The organism is Streptomyces yatensis, from assembly GCF_018069625.1.
Classification (GTDB): Bacteria; Actinomycetota; Actinomycetes; order Streptomycetales; family Streptomycetaceae; genus Streptomyces; species Streptomyces yatensis.
The window spans coordinates 7,095,383-7,110,048 of record NZ_CP072941.1 but is presented as its reverse complement, the minus strand read 5'-3'; the positions used below and the strand labels follow the sequence as shown (position 1 = coordinate 7,110,048).

Genomic DNA, 14,666 nt, shown 5'->3' with positions numbered 1-14,666 from the left:
GAAGCCTACTGGCCTAACGTGGCGCGAAAAGGACGCCGAGTTTATCGATCTCGTCACCGGCGCGGCCGGTGAAGCCCACGATCCGCCAGCCCGCGGGGGCGGTGTAGGTGGCGGCGTCCGACGTGGGCGATCCCGCCGTCACCGTACGGCCCGTGTCGGTGGTGAACGCCGCCGAGAAGACCCGGGTACGGCCGTCCTTCCGGCCCCGGGTGAGGGTCACGGAGGTGAGGTGTTCGGCGGGGCCGAGGGTGAGGGAGACCGGGGTGCCGCCCGTGCCGCCGTGGGTGAGGGTCGCGCCGCCGTCCATGGCCAGGGACACCGCGTCCAGCCGGGAGCCACCGCGCAGGGTGAGGGTGCGGGGCGCGGGCGGTGCGGCGGGCAGGTCGTCGGCGTCGTTGAAGGCCGTGCCGTGCGGGCCGCCGAACTGGTCGCTGGCGCGCAGGGCGCCGGAGGTGTGCCAGGACAGGTCCACGGTGTGCGGATAGTGGTCGGACAGCGGCTTGTCCTCGGCGTCCAGGAACGATGTGTGCTCGTTGTGATAGCGGGTGGCGGTGAGCGAGAGCAGCGGGCCGGAGCGGTAGAGGACCTTGTCCACGACCTCGCAGGTGTCGGTGACGTTCTCGGGGTCACAGACGAGCGCGTCGGAACCGGCGGGCGGCGCCGAGCCGCCCCGGACGAGATCCACCCACGCGTCGGTGAGGCCATTACGGGTGGCCAGATCGCGGATGTTGTCGGCGGTGCGGGTGTAGCGGGTGTTCGTGTCGCCCATGACGAGCACCGCGTTGCCGGCGGAGTTGGCGGTGATGTAGTCGGAGAGCTGGCTGATGTTGGCGCGGCGCGCGGCGAGATCGGCGTCCGTCGTCCCCGCGTTGGTGTGCACGTTGTACAGGTCGAGATACGCGCCCTCGGCCAGCCGCACCCGGGCGAGGGTGAAGCCCTTCGGGGTGAGGCAGTCGGTGCCGTTGCACCTCTTCCACGTCACCCGCTCGAAGTCGTCGTACGGCAGGTCGGAGAGGGTGTTGAGGCCGTCGCCGAAACCGGCGCCACCGCTGGTGGGGGTGCGGTACGGATGGTCGTCACCGGCGTAGAGCGCGGCGTGGTAGTTGAAGTCCTCCTGGACGTTGACGATGTCGTACGCGCCGAGCCGGGGCGAGATCAGCGGGGTGTTCTTGGCGGGGTGGCCGGAGGACAGGCCCTCGGGGAGCCCGGCCACGTTGTAGGTCAGGACGTTGAACGTGCCCGAGGTGGCCTGGTGGGTCCCGGTGTCCGCCACGGCGGGCGTGGCGCCGGATGTCGTGGCAGTGGCACAGAGGGTGAGCGCCGCCGCGGCAGCGACGGATAAGCGTCCGATGAGTCTCAAGGAGGCATCCTCTCGGCTGATGAACCGGTGACAAGGGGCTGTTGCACGTGCGGTGTTCGGCTGGTGTTCAACCGCGTTCCTTACCTTCGCGCTCATGGCCCCCGGACATCACCACCCTCATGATGAACACGCGGTGCACAGCCTTCCCCCCGCCCTCGACCTGTCCGTACGGGACGAGGAGCTGACCCCCGACCAGCTCTCCCGGCGTTCGATGCTGCGCCGCGCGGGGCTGCTGGGCGCGGGGCTCGGTGCCGTGAGCGTGCTGGACGGCGGCGCCGCGCGCGCCGTCGCGGCGACCCGTGCGGCGCCCGGCTCCCGGCAGCACGGCGGCGGCTATCTGTGGCTGGCCGGGGACCATCACATCCACACCCAGTACAGCAACGACGGCAAGTACCGGGTCATCGACCAGGTGCGGCAGGGCGCCCGGCACGGCCTGGACTGGATGGTGATCACCGACCACGGGAACATCACCCACGCCCGGATCGGGGTCGAGAAGGTCAACCCCGATATCCGCGAGGCGCGCGAGACCCACCGGGACGCACTCGTCTTCCAGGGGCTGGAGTGGAACATCCCCGGCGCCGAGCACGGCACGGTCTTCGTCCACCCCGGCCGTGACGAGGTGGCGGTGCTCAAGGAGTTCGAGACCTCCTTCGACGGGTCGGTCAAGAACGCCGGCGACTCCACCCCGCAGAACGAGGCCCTGGCCATCGCCGGTCTCGACTTCCTCTCCGACGCGGTGCGCCGGCGGCGCGTCAAGGCCGCGCTGATGCTCGCCAACCACCCCGCCCGCAAGGGCCTCGACTCCCCGCACGAGATCCGCGGCTGGCGGGACGCCCAGCCGCACATCGCCGTCGGCATGGAGGGCGCGCCGGGCCACCAGGCGGCCGGGATCCCGGCCTCCGCACACGGCCCGGGCGGTGCGCGCGGACTGTACGAAAACGCCCCCGGCCCGCAGTCCTTCGCCGCGTACCCGGCCGAGTCGTACCGCACCTGGGGCGGCTTCGACTGGATGACGGCGACGGTGGGCGGGCTGTGGGACAGCCTGCTCGCCGAGGGCAAGCCGTGGTGGATCACCGCCAACTCCGACTCCCACAACGTCTACGCCGACACCGCGATGCGCGGCCCCGGCAGCGACTTCGAGACCAACGGGCGGCAGGACGACCCGGTGTACCGGGGCGGGCTGGACCTGGAGGAGAACGACTACTGGCCGGGCCAGTACAGTCGCACCCATGTGGGCGCCGAGGACTTCTCGTACGCCGCCGTCATGGACGGCATCCGGGCGGGCCGGGTCTGGGTGGACCACGGCGGCCTGATCAGCGGCCTCGACGCGCGGCTCAGCGGCGATGGGCGTGACGGTGGGAGCCGGGGCCGCTCGGTCACCCTCGGCGGCACCCTGCATGTGGCGCGGGGCGCCCGGGCGCGGCTCGAGGTGGACATCGCGCTGGCGAACGGCACCAACTGGGCGGGGTTTGCGCCGAAGTTGGCGCGGGTGGACGTCATCCAGGGCGAGGTCACGGGGGCGGTCGGCGACCGCGACACGTTCGCGGCACCGCGCACCCGGGTGGTGAAGTCGTTCGAGATCAGCCGCACATCGGGGGCGGTGCGGCTCTCCTACGACCTCGGCGCCGTGGACCGTCCGCTGTACGTACGGCTGCGCGGGACCGACGGCAACCGGACGGCGGTGGGCGCGCGGGGCGCGGCGGTGGATCCGCACGGCCCGGCGATGGATGTGCCGGGCGATGCGGATCCCTGGCGCGACCTGTGGTTCTACGCCAACCCCATGTGGGTGCTGCCCTCCTGACGACCGGGCCGGGTGCGTCGTCCGTCCTGACGACCGGGCGGGGTGCGTCGTCCGTCCTGACGACCGGGCGGGGCGCATCCGCGCCTCAGAGCTTGCCCGGCTGCGCGCCCGTCCGGGAGTGCACACCGGTTTCCGCGTCATGGCCGGAGACCGTGGAGAGGCCGCCGAGGGCGAGCACCGCGGCAACGCCCGCCGCGACCGCCGTCAGCCGGCGCCGGTCGCGGGCGGTGACGGGGGTGCTCAAGGCGCTGGTGACACCGGTGGCGCCGGTGACACCACCGATGTCGCCCGTGGTGCCGTGGTCGTGCGTCGAGCGCATAGGGGAGTCCTCTCATTCGGAGGATCTCCACACGGGAGGGGTAATCGCTTGCGGGATGAGCGCGAATGAGCGGACAAGCACGCTGATCGCAAAGGCCGGTGGAGATCGCCAAAGGTGCGGCTCTGACGGGTGCGGGGCCCTGACGCCGGGCGGTGCGGTCAGGATCGCCCCGGCGGCCAGCAGCCATCCCGGAAGAAGCTAGTAAGCGCTTGTGACGCTGTCAACACCCCCTTGCCGCAAGGGAGTTGGCCATAAGGAGAGTTGACGGGGACGGACTTTGCCGAATCCACAGGCGTCCCACAGACACCGCCCCTACCTTTCCATGCCCATGACAGACTTATCCTCCGCCCCCATGGGGCGACGACGCGTCCTGGTCGCCGGAAGCGCGGCCGCCGCGGCCATCGGAATCGGCGCGGGCACGGCCGCCGCCCGCCCCGAGACGGCCTCCACGGCCACCACGAACGCCCGGGTTGCGGCGGCCCGCGACGCCGCCGCCATCTGCACGCTCACCAAGGAGCTCACCGAGGGCCCGTACTACCTCGACCACGCCCTCGTCCGTGCCAACGTCGCCGAGGACAAGAAGGGGGTCCCGCTCCAGCTCACCCTCACCGTCGTGGACACCGCCACCTGCGCACCGCTCAACAAGGCGCTGGTGGAGATCTGGTACTGCGACGCACTCGGCGAGTACTCCGGCTTCGTCGGCAACAACGGCCACCAGGAGCCGGACGACGGCACATTCCTGCGCGGTGCCGTGCTCACCGGCGCCGACGGGGTGGCCAACCTCACCGGCATCTATCCCGGCTGGTACCGCGGCCGCTGCATCCATGTCCACCTCAAGGTGCACACGGACGTCACGCTCACCCCGGACGGCTCGTTCACCGGCGGCAACGAGATCCACACCGGACAGCTCTTCTTCGACGAGAAGATCACCGAGGCGGTGGCCAAGCTCTCCCCGTACTCCACCAACACCGTCCCCCGCACTCCCCTGTCCGCCGACGGCATCTACGGCAACGGCGGCACCGCCGCCGGGCTGCTCGCCGTGACGGCGCTGGGCAGCACCCCGTCCGCCGGTTACCGCGGCACGCTCACGGTCGGCGTCGACCCGGACGCCTGACCCGCACCCAGCGGCCACCGAGCTGAATCCCAGGCCCAGAGTGGCGCTCGGCCGGGCGAGCCCGGCCGAGCGCCTCCCACGTTCCACACGATCACTCCCATCGGCGGGGGACGGGAGAAACCCAGTGGTGCGGTCGCCCTCCCCATGCTGGAGTGAGCGGAATGAACCCTGAAGAAGTACTTGCCTTGTTGGACCGCCAGCTGAGGCGCGACGCGCGGGCCGACGGCCACGGAACCCGTGTCGAGCGTGACGGCAACGTCGTGCGGCAGGTCGGCACGGATCACGACTGGAACGGCATCCTCTGGACGGACCTCGACGAGAGCACGGCGGACGCCGCGATCACAGCCCAGACGCGGTACTTCGCCTCGCTCGGCCGCGAGTTCGAATGGAAGGCATACGCCCACGACCGGCCCGGTGACCTCGGGAGGCGGCTGACGTCGGCCGGGTTCACGCCCGAGCCGCAGGAGGCGGTGATGGTCGCGCCGGTCCGGGACCTGCCCACCGACGCCACACTGCCCGAAGGCGTCCACCTGCGTCCGGTGACCGACCCCGCCGGGGTGGACCTCGTGGCGAACGTCCACGAACAGGCCTTCGGCACCAGCAGCGCCCACCTGCGGCAGCGGCTGCTCGCCCAGCTCGCCGAGAACTCCGAAACCCTCAGCATGGTCGTCGCGATGGCCGGCGACCTGCCCGTGTGCGCGGCGCGGATGGAACTGAACCCGGGCACCGACTTCGCCGGTCTCTGGGGCGGCGGCACCGTGGCTGCCTGGCGAGGCCGGGGCATCTACCGGGCTCTGGTCGCCCACCGCGCCCGGACCGCCGCCGACCTCGGCTACCGCTACCTCCAAGTCGACGCCACCGACCAGAGCCGCCCCATCCTGGAACGACTGGGGTTCACCGTGCTGAGCACCACGACTCCCTACATCTACGATCCCCACCACGAGGCGTAAGTCGCTCAGGCCAGGCGCTCAGGCCAGGCGGATGACGTTCCAGGACATCGGCTCCAGCGTGGTGCGCAGGGCGCCGTCCGCGAGCGCCGTGCCCTCGCCGGGGTGCGGGGTGACGCGCTCGGGGTCCGTGAGGGTGTTACGGGCCTCGGGGTCCGCGTCGGCGAGGACGGTGTGCTCGACGACGCGGGTCACCGGCAGGGCGTGCAGGGCGACCTCCAGCGGGAGGGGGCGCTGCTGGTCGCGGTTGACCGCGAAGACCGTCACCGCGCCGGTGGACTCGTCGAGGACGGCGGTGGCGTGCAGCAGCGGGACCTCGCCGTAGACGGCCGTCTCGTACGCCGGGCCGTCGACGTTGACCTGCAGCACCCTCCCCCGCCCATGGGCCGACGCCTGCGCGAAGGGGTAGAAGGTGGTCTGCCGCCAGGCGGGGCCGCCCGGTTCGGTCATGATCGGGGCGATGACGTTGACCAGCTGGGCGAGGCAGGCGACGGTGACGCGGTCGGCGTGGCGGAGCAGGGCGATCAGCAGCGAGCCGACCACGACGGCGTCGGTGACGGAGTAGTTGTCCTCCAGGAGGCGCGGGGCCTCCTCCCAGTTGAGCGGCTCGGCGTGGTGATAGTGGGTCTGGTACCAGACGTTCCACTCGTCGAAGGACAGGTTGATCTTCTTCTTCGACTTCAGCCGGGCGCCGATGTGATCGCAGGTGGCGACGACGTTCTCGATGAAGGACTCCATGTCCACGGCCGAGGCGAGGAAGGAGTCGCGGTCGCCGTCGCGCTCCTCGTAGTAGGCGTGCAGGGAGATGTGGTCGACCAGGTCATACGTCTCCCGCAGGACCGTCGCCTCCCAGGTGGCGAACGTCGGCATCGACTGGTTGGAACTGCCGCAGGCCACCAGCTCCACCTCCGGGTCGATCTGCCGCATCGCGCGGGCGGTCTCGGCGGCGAGCCGTCCGTACTCCTCGGCGGTCTTGTGCCCGGTCTGCCAGGGGCCGTCCATCTCATTGCCCAGACACCACAGCCGGATGCCGTACGGATCCTTGTCGCCGTGGCCGATCCGCAGGTCGGCGAGGGCGGTGCCGGACGGGTGGTTCGCGTACTCCTGCAGCTCAAGGGCGTCCGCGACACCGCGTGTGCCGAGGTTGAGCGCCATCATGGGCTCGCCGTCGACCTTGCGGACGAAGTCGATGTACTCCGAGAGACCGAACCGATTGGTCTCGGTGGACCGCCACGCGAGATCGAGCCGGCGCGGCCGCTCCTCCACCGGCCCGACGCCGTCCTCCCACTTGTAGCCGGAGACGAAGTTGCCACCGGGATACCGGATGACGCTGACGCCCAGCTCGCGGATCAGCGCGAGGACATCGGTCCGCAGCCCGGCCTCGTCGGCGGCCGGGTGGCCGGGCTCATGGATGCCGGTGTAGACGCAGCGGCCGAGGTGCTCGACGAACGAGCCGAAGAGGCGGGGGTTGACCTCGCCGACGGCGAAGGCGGGGTCGAGGGTGAACCGGGCGGAGGCGGTGGCAGAGGCGGCGGAGGCGGAAGGGGAAGGGGTCTGCGGCATGGCGGCCCATCTCTTCGGGTGCCGCGACCACGCGACGTCGCGGTTTCGCGGCTATTCGGCATATCGACCAGCGCTCGTTTCTTCGAACGTGACGGTAAGATCTCGCCGCCACGTGCGTCAATGGCGGGGCGGGGGTGCGTTGTTCGGGGTGCGCGGCTCGGTCGGGCGCGGGTTTCGTCTCGCGCCGCACACAACTCCGCAGCTCAGCCGCGCCGCCCGGCCGATCACCACCCGGCCGCGCCATCCGCGCCCCGCCCTACTCCGGGCGCATCCCCGTGCTGGACAGCCTGAGCCGCAGCTCCCGCTCCTGGTCACCCGCCACCGCACCCTGCTCGCGGACCTCGAAGGCGCGGGCCAGGACGTCCGCCACCTGTTGCACCTGGCGGGGGCCGCCCTGGAGGTCGGCGGTGACGGGGGCCGTCAGGGAGGCGGGTCGGGGCTCTTCGCGGGGGTCGGCCACCTCGAAGACGGAGGTCCACACCGTGGGCCGCCCCTCCCCCGCGTCCTGCGGAAGGTTCGTGGTCGCCTCGTCGGACTCGTAGCACGTGCGCAGCACACCGAACACGGCCTCGGCGTCGTAGCGCGAGATCCCGCTCACCGCCACCAGCACCTGCGAGGCGGACCGAGGCTGTTCCGGACCGGCCAGCGTGGACATGGGGGCCACCTTTCCGTTCGGTTCTTACGGCTCCGGCGAACGCCGGATCTCCTCGGGTACCCACCACCCCCGGGTACATCACCTCATGCGCGGGGCCGGTACCAGCGCCGGTGCCGGGGCGTTCGCCGGCGACGGTGGTGCCGCGGTAGCCGACCGGCCGACGCCCCCTGCCAGCGGATGGCAGGGGGCGTCGGATCCGTGGCCCGGCTCCTCGCCGGGTCCTCGGCTCGTCAGTCCTCGAAGGCGACGATCATCTTGCCGGTGTTCTCACCGCGGAGCATGCCGAGGAAGGCCTCCACCCCGTTCTCCACACCCTTGATGACGGTCTCGCGGTAGTGCAGCTTGCCCTCGCGGATCCAGCCGCCGACCTCCTCGAAGAACTGCCCCTGCAGCGCCTGGTGGTCCCCCACCAGCATGCCCTGCATCCGCAGCCGCTTGCCGATGACCATCGCCAGGTTGCGCGGGGCGGCGGGCGGCTCGGTGACGTTGTACTGCGAGATCATGCCGCAGACGGTGATCCGGCCGTGCACCTTGAGGCGGCCGATGGCGGCCTCGAGGTGCTCGCCGCCGACGTTGTCGAAGTAGACGTCGATCCCGTCGGGCGCGGCCTCCTTCAGCTGCTCGGCGACCGGGCCCTTCTTGTAGTTGAAGGCCGCGTCGAAGCCGTACTCGTCGAGCAGCACCCGGACCTTCTCGTCCGAACCGGCGCTGCCGATCACCCGGGAGGCGCCCTTGAGCTTGGCGATCTGGCCGACCTCGCTGCCGACCGCGCCCGCCGCGCCCGAGACGAAGACCGCGTCGCCCTCCTTGAAGGAGGCGACCTCCAGCAGCCCCGCGTACGCGGTGAGGCCGGGCATGCCGAGCACGCCGAGGTAGGCGGGGAGCGGGGCGACCTCGGGGTCGACCTTGACGGCGCTCTTGGCGCTCACCGTCGCGTACTCACGCCAGCCGCCGAAGTGCAGGACGTGGTCGCCGACGGAGAGCCCCTCCGCGTTGGAGGCGATGACCTTGCCGACCGCGCCGCCTTCCATCGGCTGGTCGAGCTGGAACGGCGGCGTGTACGACTTCACGTCGTTCATGCGCCCGCGCATATACGGGTCCACCGACATGTAGAGATTGCGGACCAGCGCCTGCCCGGGGCCCGGCTCGGAGACCGGGGCCTCGCGCAGCGCGAAGTCCTCCGGCTTCGGCCACCCCTGGGGGCGGGCGACCAGGTGCCATTCACGGCCGGTGGTGGGGATGACGGACATGGAAGGTGCCTCTCATACGTTTCAGCAGATGAAACAATCATGCTGCTGGATATTTCATGCTGTCAAGTAAATGGGTACGCTGGTTGGCATGACGTCCCGCATCGACCCGCTGACCCTCGAGGTCGTCGAGCTCATCGGCACCATCGTGGCCCGTTATCACGAGGAATACGAGGAGGCCGCGGCCAAGCACTCCCTCACCGGGGCACAGGCCCGGGTGCTGGGCCTGCTCTCCGGCGGCCCGACGCCGATGCGCCGGCTCGCCCAGCAGCTGAAGTGCGAGCCGTCGAACGTCACCGGGATCGTGGACCGTCTGGAGTCGCGCGGCTTCGCCGAGCGCCGCCTGGACCCGGCCGACCGGCGGGTCAAGCTGGCCGCCGCCACCGAGGCGGGCCGGGAGACCGCCGAACGGCTCCGGGGCTCGCTCGACTTCGCGCGCGAACCGCTGGCCGAGCTCTCGGACGAGGAGCGTACGGTGCTGCGCGATCTGCTCAAGCGGATGCTGGGCGTCGCGCCGTAATGGCCGTGCCGTAAGCCGCGCCGTAGAGCATCGCGAATGCGCGTCGCCGGGACGCCCGGCTGCGGGGTGTCCGGCGGATCTTTCCCCTCCCCGCCCCTTCCCCGACACCAGGGGCTCCGCCCCTGGGACCCCGGGGTCCGGGGCGGAGCCCTGATCCGGGGTCCGGGGCGAAGCCTCAGTTTCGGGAAGGGGCGGGGAGGGGAGCAGCTCGCCGCGGGCGTCAAGGCCCAGCGGATACCTAGGTGCACCACCACAGGAAGCGATTGCAGGTCTCCGAGGGCGACGGGGTCGGCGTCGGTGCGACGGTCGCCGGGGCGGTGGGCCCCGGATGCGACGGCGCGGTGGGCCCCTGGGTCGTACCGGGGCCGCCCGGGGCCGAGGAGGTGGCGTCCGAGGGATCCGAGGACGAGTCCCCGTCCGGATCGGACGAGGTGCCGTCCTTGTCGTCCTCGGACTTCCCGTCGCCCTTGTCCTTGTCCTTGGACGCGTCCTTGTCCTCGTCCTGGCCGCTGTCCGACGCCGAGGGGAGCTCGCTCGGGCCGGAGGTGTCCTCGGTGACCGGCTCGTCGGAGTCCGACACCCCGCCGCTGCGGTCGGCCACCGGCTCCTGCCGGCTGGGCGACGGGGAGGACTCCCGCCAGTGCCCCTCGGTGGCCAGCTCGGCCACGAACACCGCGGCCAGCACCGGGCCGAGCACCGCCGCCATGATCGTCACCCGACGGCCACGGCCCCGGCGGGCCCGACGGGCGCGGCTGCCGATGAGGCGGGGCTTGGGCTTGCGGCGCGAGGCGCGGGTGGCGCCGACGGCGGGGGACGCCTGCGCCGCGCGCCGGTCGGCTCTCCGCTCCGCCCGGGGCGCGGGCGTGTCGGCCCCGCCCTCGTGTGCCGTGTCCGATGCGGCGGCGGGCAGGCCGAGGTCCCCAGCGGGCGTCCCGCAACCAGGGCAGGAGACGGCACCGTTGAGATGGCGGCGGCAGGGAGAGCAGTAATCCATTTCGCCGGGCAGGTTATGTGACCAACGGGTAGGTCAGCAGGACGCGGGGTGTGAGGATCCTGTGCAAAGACCGTACGAAAGCCCTCGTCAGGCCGCGTTCCACCGGCCGTCGGCGTCCGCCCGGCCCCGCTCAGCCGGCGAAGGCGGGCTGCGCCAAACCTTGCCCCGCACCCGCGATGACCAGCAGCGACCCGGCGAGCGGCGGCGCAAAGGCGCCGAGTCCGGCCCGTGCCGAGGTCAGATAGAGATCGGTGAGGTCCGCACCGCCGAAGGCACACGCGGTGGGGCGCGGGAAGGGAAGCTCCACCACCCGATCGAGTGTCCCGTCGGGGGCGTAGCGACGGATCGCGGCGCCGTCCCACAGGGCGACCCACACCGCGCCGTCCGCGTCCACGCACAGCCCGTCCGGGAAGCCCGCGCCCTTCTCGACCTCGGCGAACGGCCTCCGGCCTGCGACCACCGGACCATCGGCGTCGTCCACGTCGAAGACGTCGATACGGCGGGTGGGGGTGTCGATGTAGTACATGAGGCGGCCGTCCGGGCTCCAGCCGATGCCGTTGCTGACCGTCACCTCGGGCAGGAACTCCGCATGGGCGCCGTCGGCCCCGATCCGGGAGAGCGTGCCGCCGCCGGTCCTCTCGTCGTACCGCATGGTGCCCGCCCACAGCGCGCCGTCCGGCGCCACCGCGGCGTCGTTGCCACGGCGGCCGGGGACCGCCTCGCGCAGCAGCCAGTCGAAGCCGCCGTCGGCGCCGTACGTCCCGATGCCGTCGCGGAGGTTGACCACCAGACCGCCGCCCGCGCGGGGCTTGGCCGCGCCGACATGCTGCTCGGTGGCCAGGGTGGTGCGGCGGCCGGTGGCGGGGTCGTAGGTGTGGACACGGGAGGAGAGGATGTCCACCCAGATCAGCCGCCGGGCGGCGGCGTCCCAGGTGGGTCCCTCACCGAGCGCGGCGCTCGCGCGCACCGCGATCTCGAGCGATGGCCGTGTGCTCATATGTCCCGCCTCCGATGCCCCAGCCGCACCGACAGCTCTCCCGCGCCCTTGGCCGCCAGCTCCTCCAGCTCGGCCTGGCGCTCCTCGCTCCAGCGGATCGTCGGCACCGAGATCGACAGCGCCGCGACCACCTTGCCCGTGGAGTCCCGTACGGGGGCCGCCACACAGCTCACATCCGGGTTGGACTCCCGCTGCTCGACCGCGATGCCGCGCTCGCGCACGGTGAGCAGGTGGCGGCGCAGTTCGACGGTGGAGGTGATGCTGTTGTCCGTCATCGCGGGCAGCGGCTGCTCGTCGGAGAGCCGCGCGTCCAGGGCGTCGTCGGTCAGGGAGGCGAGCAGCATCTTGCCGACCGAGGTGCAGTGGGCGGGCAGCCGGCGGCCCGCGGCGGAGACCATGCGGACGGCGTGGGTGGAGTCGACCTTGGCGATATAGATGACGTCCATGCCCTCGAGGATCGCGACATGCACGGTCTCGTCGCAGGTCTCCGCGACGCTCCGGGCCACCTGCTGGCCCTCGGCGGCCAGGTCGAGCTGCTCGGCGTAGCGGCTGCCGAGCTGATACGGCCGTACCCCGAGCCGATAGCGGCCGGGCTGGTCGGGCATCTGGACCAGATAGGAACGGGCGGCCAGAGTGGTCACCAGCTCATGGACGGTCGTACGGGGCAGGCCGAGCCGGCGGGTGATCTCGGGTGCGGAGAGGGTGCCGTCTCCGTCCAGGAAGAGCTCGAGTATGTCCAGAGCCCGTGTCACCGCGGGCACCAGCCGTCCCATAGTGCTCGCCCTCCCCTTCTGGTCAGATGGCAAGCGTTCGAGATTCCGGCCGGTGGCCGGTATCGCGAACACAGGTTATGCGGAGCGGACTTCCCCCGGCAATGGTCCGGCAAAGTAGGAGCCATGGATTCCGCGCCCGGCTCGTTCCCCCAGCCCGACTCATTTCCCACCCCCTTCCCCTTCGTCCTCGTACTGCTGCGGCGGATGGCCGACCATCAGCCGGGGCTGGTCGAGGACGCACTGCGCGAGCTGGGCTTCGGACGTGCGGTGATGCGCGAGGCCAACCGCCGCTGGCAGGCCATGCAGCGCTCGCCGCGACGGCGCTCGGCGGTCGCCCGCTACCGCTCGGTGCTGGGTCCGCCGGAGTCCACCTCCACCCGCCGGATCGGCGATCTGAGGAGCGAGGCGCTGAGCTGGTCCGTGCCGCTGTGGCCGGATCTGCGGTTCGAGGTGCTCACCGCGCCGAACGGGGCGGTGTGGAACGAGTGGCTGGTGCGCGCTCCGGGCGCGCCCGGGCCGCGGCTGCGGACGGCCGCCGACCTCGTGCCCTGGTCCTGCACGGTGGACGAGGTGGCGCGCGCCTTCGCGCCCGCGCGGCCCATGGAGGGCTCGGCGCCCACCCGCTGGCGGCTGGCCTTCGACGCGCCGGAGACGGAGAACGGCGAACTCCGCCACTATGTGGCGGAGTTCACCTGGGGACTGCTGCAGCGCGTGGAGGACGTCAGGCCAGCTTCGCCGACAACGTGATCTCCGTACCGGCGAGCGCCTGGCTCACCGGGCAGTTCTTCTTGGCGTCCTCGGCCGCCGCGGTGAACCCGGCCTCGTCCAGGCCCTCCACCGTGCCCTCGACGGTGAGGTGGATGCCGGTGATGCCGGTGCCGGGCTGGAAGGTGACGTCGGCCTGGGTGGTCAGCTGGGTGGGCGGGTTGCCCGCCTGGGTGAGGCCGTGCGAGAGCGCCATCGAGAAGCAGCTGGAGTGGGCCGCCGCGATCAGTTCCTCGGGGCTGGTCTTGCCGTTGGCCTGCTCGGCGCGGGACGGCCAGGAGACCGGCTGCTCGCCGATGCCGGAGGAGTCGAAGGTGACGGTCCCCTGCCCCTGGGCCAGATTGCCCTGCCAGACGGTGTGCGCGGTACGCGTCGTAGCCATGCTCGCTGTTCCCTGCTTCCTGTCGGACGTGCGGTATGCCAATACGGTCGGAGATGATCAACCGGCGGGGGTGCCACCGCTTCCGGTCGCCCCCTGCCCGGAGATCGAGTCCGAGCCTACGTTCCAGGCGACCACGGCCGGGCGACCATGCTCAGTTCCGAGTCGACTCACGGTCGCGGTGTCCAGCCGGAAGAGCGCACCGGCGGACGGGGGCAGGCCCAGCCGGCGGGCGGTGAGCACCCGCAGAACGTGGGCGTGCGCCACCAGCACCACATCGGGGCCGTCCTCCGCCGCCAGCTCGGCGGCGATCCGGTCGAGCACCCGGTCCACCCGGGCCCCGATCCGCTCGGGCGACTCCCCGGGGTGGTCGGGACCGCCCGGCGGGACGCCGTCGGTCCACAGGTTCCAGTCGGGGCGGGTGCGGTGGATCTCGGTGGTGGTGATGCCCTCGTAGCCACCGTAGTCCCATTCGTGCAGGTCGGGCTCGACGGTGAGGTCTTCCAGCCCGGCGAGCCGGGCGGTGCGCAGGGCCCGCGCCATCGGGCTGACCAGGGTCAGCCCCACCTTCCGCGCGGCGAGCGGCGGGCGCAGGGCGCGGGCCTGCTCCTCACCGCGCGGTGTCAGGGGCACATCGGTCCAGCTGGTGTGCTTGCGCGACCGGCTCCACTCGGTTTCGCCGTGCCGGATCAGCACCAGCTCAGCCACGGTTGCCGGAGGCCTTCTGGTCGCCCGCGGCGGCCTGCTCCTTCTCCTCGTCGATGGCCCGCTTCTCGTTCGACGCGGCGGCGATGGAGGCCCGCACGCTGTCCATGTCGAGGTCGCGGGCCTGGCCGATGAGGTCCTCCAGGGCCGGCTCGGGGAGGGCGCCGGGCTGGGAGAAGACCGCAATGTTCTCCCGCACGATCATCAGCGTGGGGATGGACTGGATGTCGAAGGCGGCGGCCAGCTCGGGCTGGGCCTCGGTGTCGACCTTGGCGAACAGCAGATCCTGATGGCGCTCGGCGGCCTTCTCGTAGATGGGCGCGAACATCCGGCACGGCCCGCACCAGGAGGCCCAGAAGTCGATCAGGACGAATTCGCTACCGGACACGATCTCGTCGAAGTTGTCCTTGGTGAGCTCGACGGTGCTAGTGCTCATGCCTGCGTTACCCGCTTCCGTACGTCGGCAGATGCCACATGCACGGTAACCCCGCCACCGCCCGTGGTTATTCCGGGGCCGTGGCGCCCCG

16 protein-coding genes are annotated in these 14,666 nt (G+C 71.6%); 5 read left to right on the top strand and 11 right to left on the bottom strand.

All coding sequences use genetic code 11. From position 1 onward, the window contains the following. Positions 1-13: 13 nt before the first annotated feature. Positions 14-1,360, bottom strand: coding sequence for a jacalin-like lectin (locus J8403_RS29470; RefSeq protein WP_211125810.1), 1,347 nt, complete (start codon positions 1,358-1,360; stop codon positions 14-16). 94 nt (positions 1,361-1,454) lie between these two features. Here J8403_RS29470 and J8403_RS29465 point away from each other — a divergent pair, with 94 nt between their 5' ends. Then, on the top strand, positions 1,455-3,161 hold the full coding sequence (locus J8403_RS29465) for a PHP domain-containing protein (RefSeq protein WP_246586045.1): 1,707 nt from the start codon (positions 1,455-1,457) through the stop codon (positions 3,159-3,161). Between the two features lie 85 nt (positions 3,162-3,246). Here the strand turns inward: J8403_RS29465 and J8403_RS29460 are convergent, their stop codons facing one another. Then, on the bottom strand, positions 3,247-3,480 hold the full coding sequence (locus J8403_RS29460; RefSeq protein WP_211125808.1) for a hypothetical protein: 234 nt from the start codon (positions 3,478-3,480) through the stop codon (positions 3,247-3,249). A gap of 322 nt (positions 3,481-3,802) precedes the next feature. Between J8403_RS29460 and J8403_RS29455 the strand changes: the two genes are divergently transcribed. Beyond that, entirely contained in the window at positions 3,803-4,594 is a 792-nt protein-coding gene (locus J8403_RS29455) for an intradiol ring-cleavage dioxygenase (RefSeq protein WP_211125807.1), read from the top strand. A gap of 161 nt (positions 4,595-4,755) precedes the next feature. Beyond that, positions 4,756-5,544 carry a GNAT family N-acetyltransferase gene (locus J8403_RS29450; protein ID WP_211125806.1) on the top strand — a complete coding sequence of 263 codons (789 nt, stop codon included), beginning with the start codon at positions 4,756-4,758 and terminating at the stop codon, positions 5,542-5,544. 18 nt (positions 5,545-5,562) lie between these two features. Here J8403_RS29450 and arfA read toward each other — a convergent pair whose 3' ends face one another. The 3 genes from arfA to J8403_RS29435 form a co-directional block, all read right to left on the bottom strand. Further along, positions 5,563-7,104 (bottom strand): arabinosylfuranosidase ArfA, encoded by a 1,542-nt coding sequence (gene arfA / locus J8403_RS29445; protein WP_211125805.1) that lies wholly within the window; start codon positions 7,102-7,104, stop codon positions 5,563-5,565. A 256-nt stretch (positions 7,105-7,360) separates the two neighbouring features. Next, a complete protein-coding gene (locus J8403_RS29440; protein ID WP_211125804.1) occupies positions 7,361-7,759 on the bottom strand; it encodes a hypothetical protein in 399 nt (132 codons plus the stop codon). A gap of 230 nt (positions 7,760-7,989) precedes the next feature. Beyond that, positions 7,990-9,009, bottom strand: coding sequence for an NADP-dependent oxidoreductase (locus J8403_RS29435; protein WP_211125803.1), 1,020 nt, complete (start codon positions 9,007-9,009; stop codon positions 7,990-7,992). An 88-nt stretch (positions 9,010-9,097) separates the two neighbouring features. Between J8403_RS29435 and J8403_RS29430 the strand changes: the two genes are divergently transcribed. Beyond that, positions 9,098-9,526, top strand: a complete 429-nt coding sequence (locus J8403_RS29430; protein WP_137965625.1) for a MarR family winged helix-turn-helix transcriptional regulator — start codon at positions 9,098-9,100, stop codon at positions 9,524-9,526. Positions 9,527-9,764: 238 nt separating this feature from the next. Here the strand turns inward: J8403_RS29430 and J8403_RS29425 are convergent, their stop codons facing one another. From J8403_RS29425 to J8403_RS29415, 3 genes are all read right to left on the bottom strand, one after another. Further along, a complete protein-coding gene (locus tag J8403_RS29425; protein ID WP_211125802.1) occupies positions 9,765-10,520 on the bottom strand; it encodes an SCO2400 family protein in 756 nt (251 codons plus the stop codon). A 130-nt stretch (positions 10,521-10,650) separates the two neighbouring features. Next, a complete protein-coding gene (locus tag J8403_RS29420) occupies positions 10,651-11,517 on the bottom strand; it encodes an SMP-30/gluconolactonase/LRE family protein (protein ID WP_211125801.1) in 867 nt (288 codons plus the stop codon). Further along, complete coding sequence (locus tag J8403_RS29415) at positions 11,514-12,290, bottom strand: IclR family transcriptional regulator (protein ID WP_211125800.1); 777 nt, start codon at positions 12,288-12,290, stop codon at positions 11,514-11,516. Before J8403_RS29415 ends, J8403_RS29420 begins: the two co-directional genes overlap by 4 nt. Before the next feature lie 123 nt (positions 12,291-12,413). Here J8403_RS29415 and J8403_RS29410 point away from each other — a divergent pair, with 123 nt between their 5' ends. Beyond that, positions 12,414-13,037 carry a hypothetical protein gene (locus J8403_RS29410; RefSeq protein WP_211125799.1) on the top strand — a complete coding sequence of 208 codons (624 nt, stop codon included), beginning with the start codon at positions 12,414-12,416 and terminating at the stop codon, positions 13,035-13,037. Here J8403_RS29410 and J8403_RS29405 read toward each other — a convergent pair. Genes J8403_RS29405 through trxA form a run of 3 tightly spaced genes read right to left on the bottom strand, consistent with a single transcriptional unit; the run spans position 13,012 to position 14,575 of the window. After that, a complete protein-coding gene (locus tag J8403_RS29405; protein WP_211125798.1) occupies positions 13,012-13,437 on the bottom strand; it encodes an OsmC family protein in 426 nt (141 codons plus the stop codon). The two genes, J8403_RS29410 and J8403_RS29405, sit on opposite strands and share 26 nt — an antisense overlap. A gap of 57 nt (positions 13,438-13,494) precedes the next feature. Continuing rightward, positions 13,495-14,142: a histidine phosphatase family protein gene (locus tag J8403_RS29400; RefSeq protein WP_211125797.1), complete on the bottom strand. Its 648-nt coding sequence runs from the start codon at positions 14,140-14,142 to the stop codon at positions 13,495-13,497. Next, entirely contained in the window at positions 14,135-14,575 is a 441-nt protein-coding gene (gene trxA, locus J8403_RS29395; protein ID WP_211125796.1) for a thioredoxin, read from the bottom strand. Before trxA ends, J8403_RS29400 begins: the two co-directional genes overlap by 8 nt. Between the last annotated feature and the right edge of the window lie 91 nt (positions 14,576-14,666).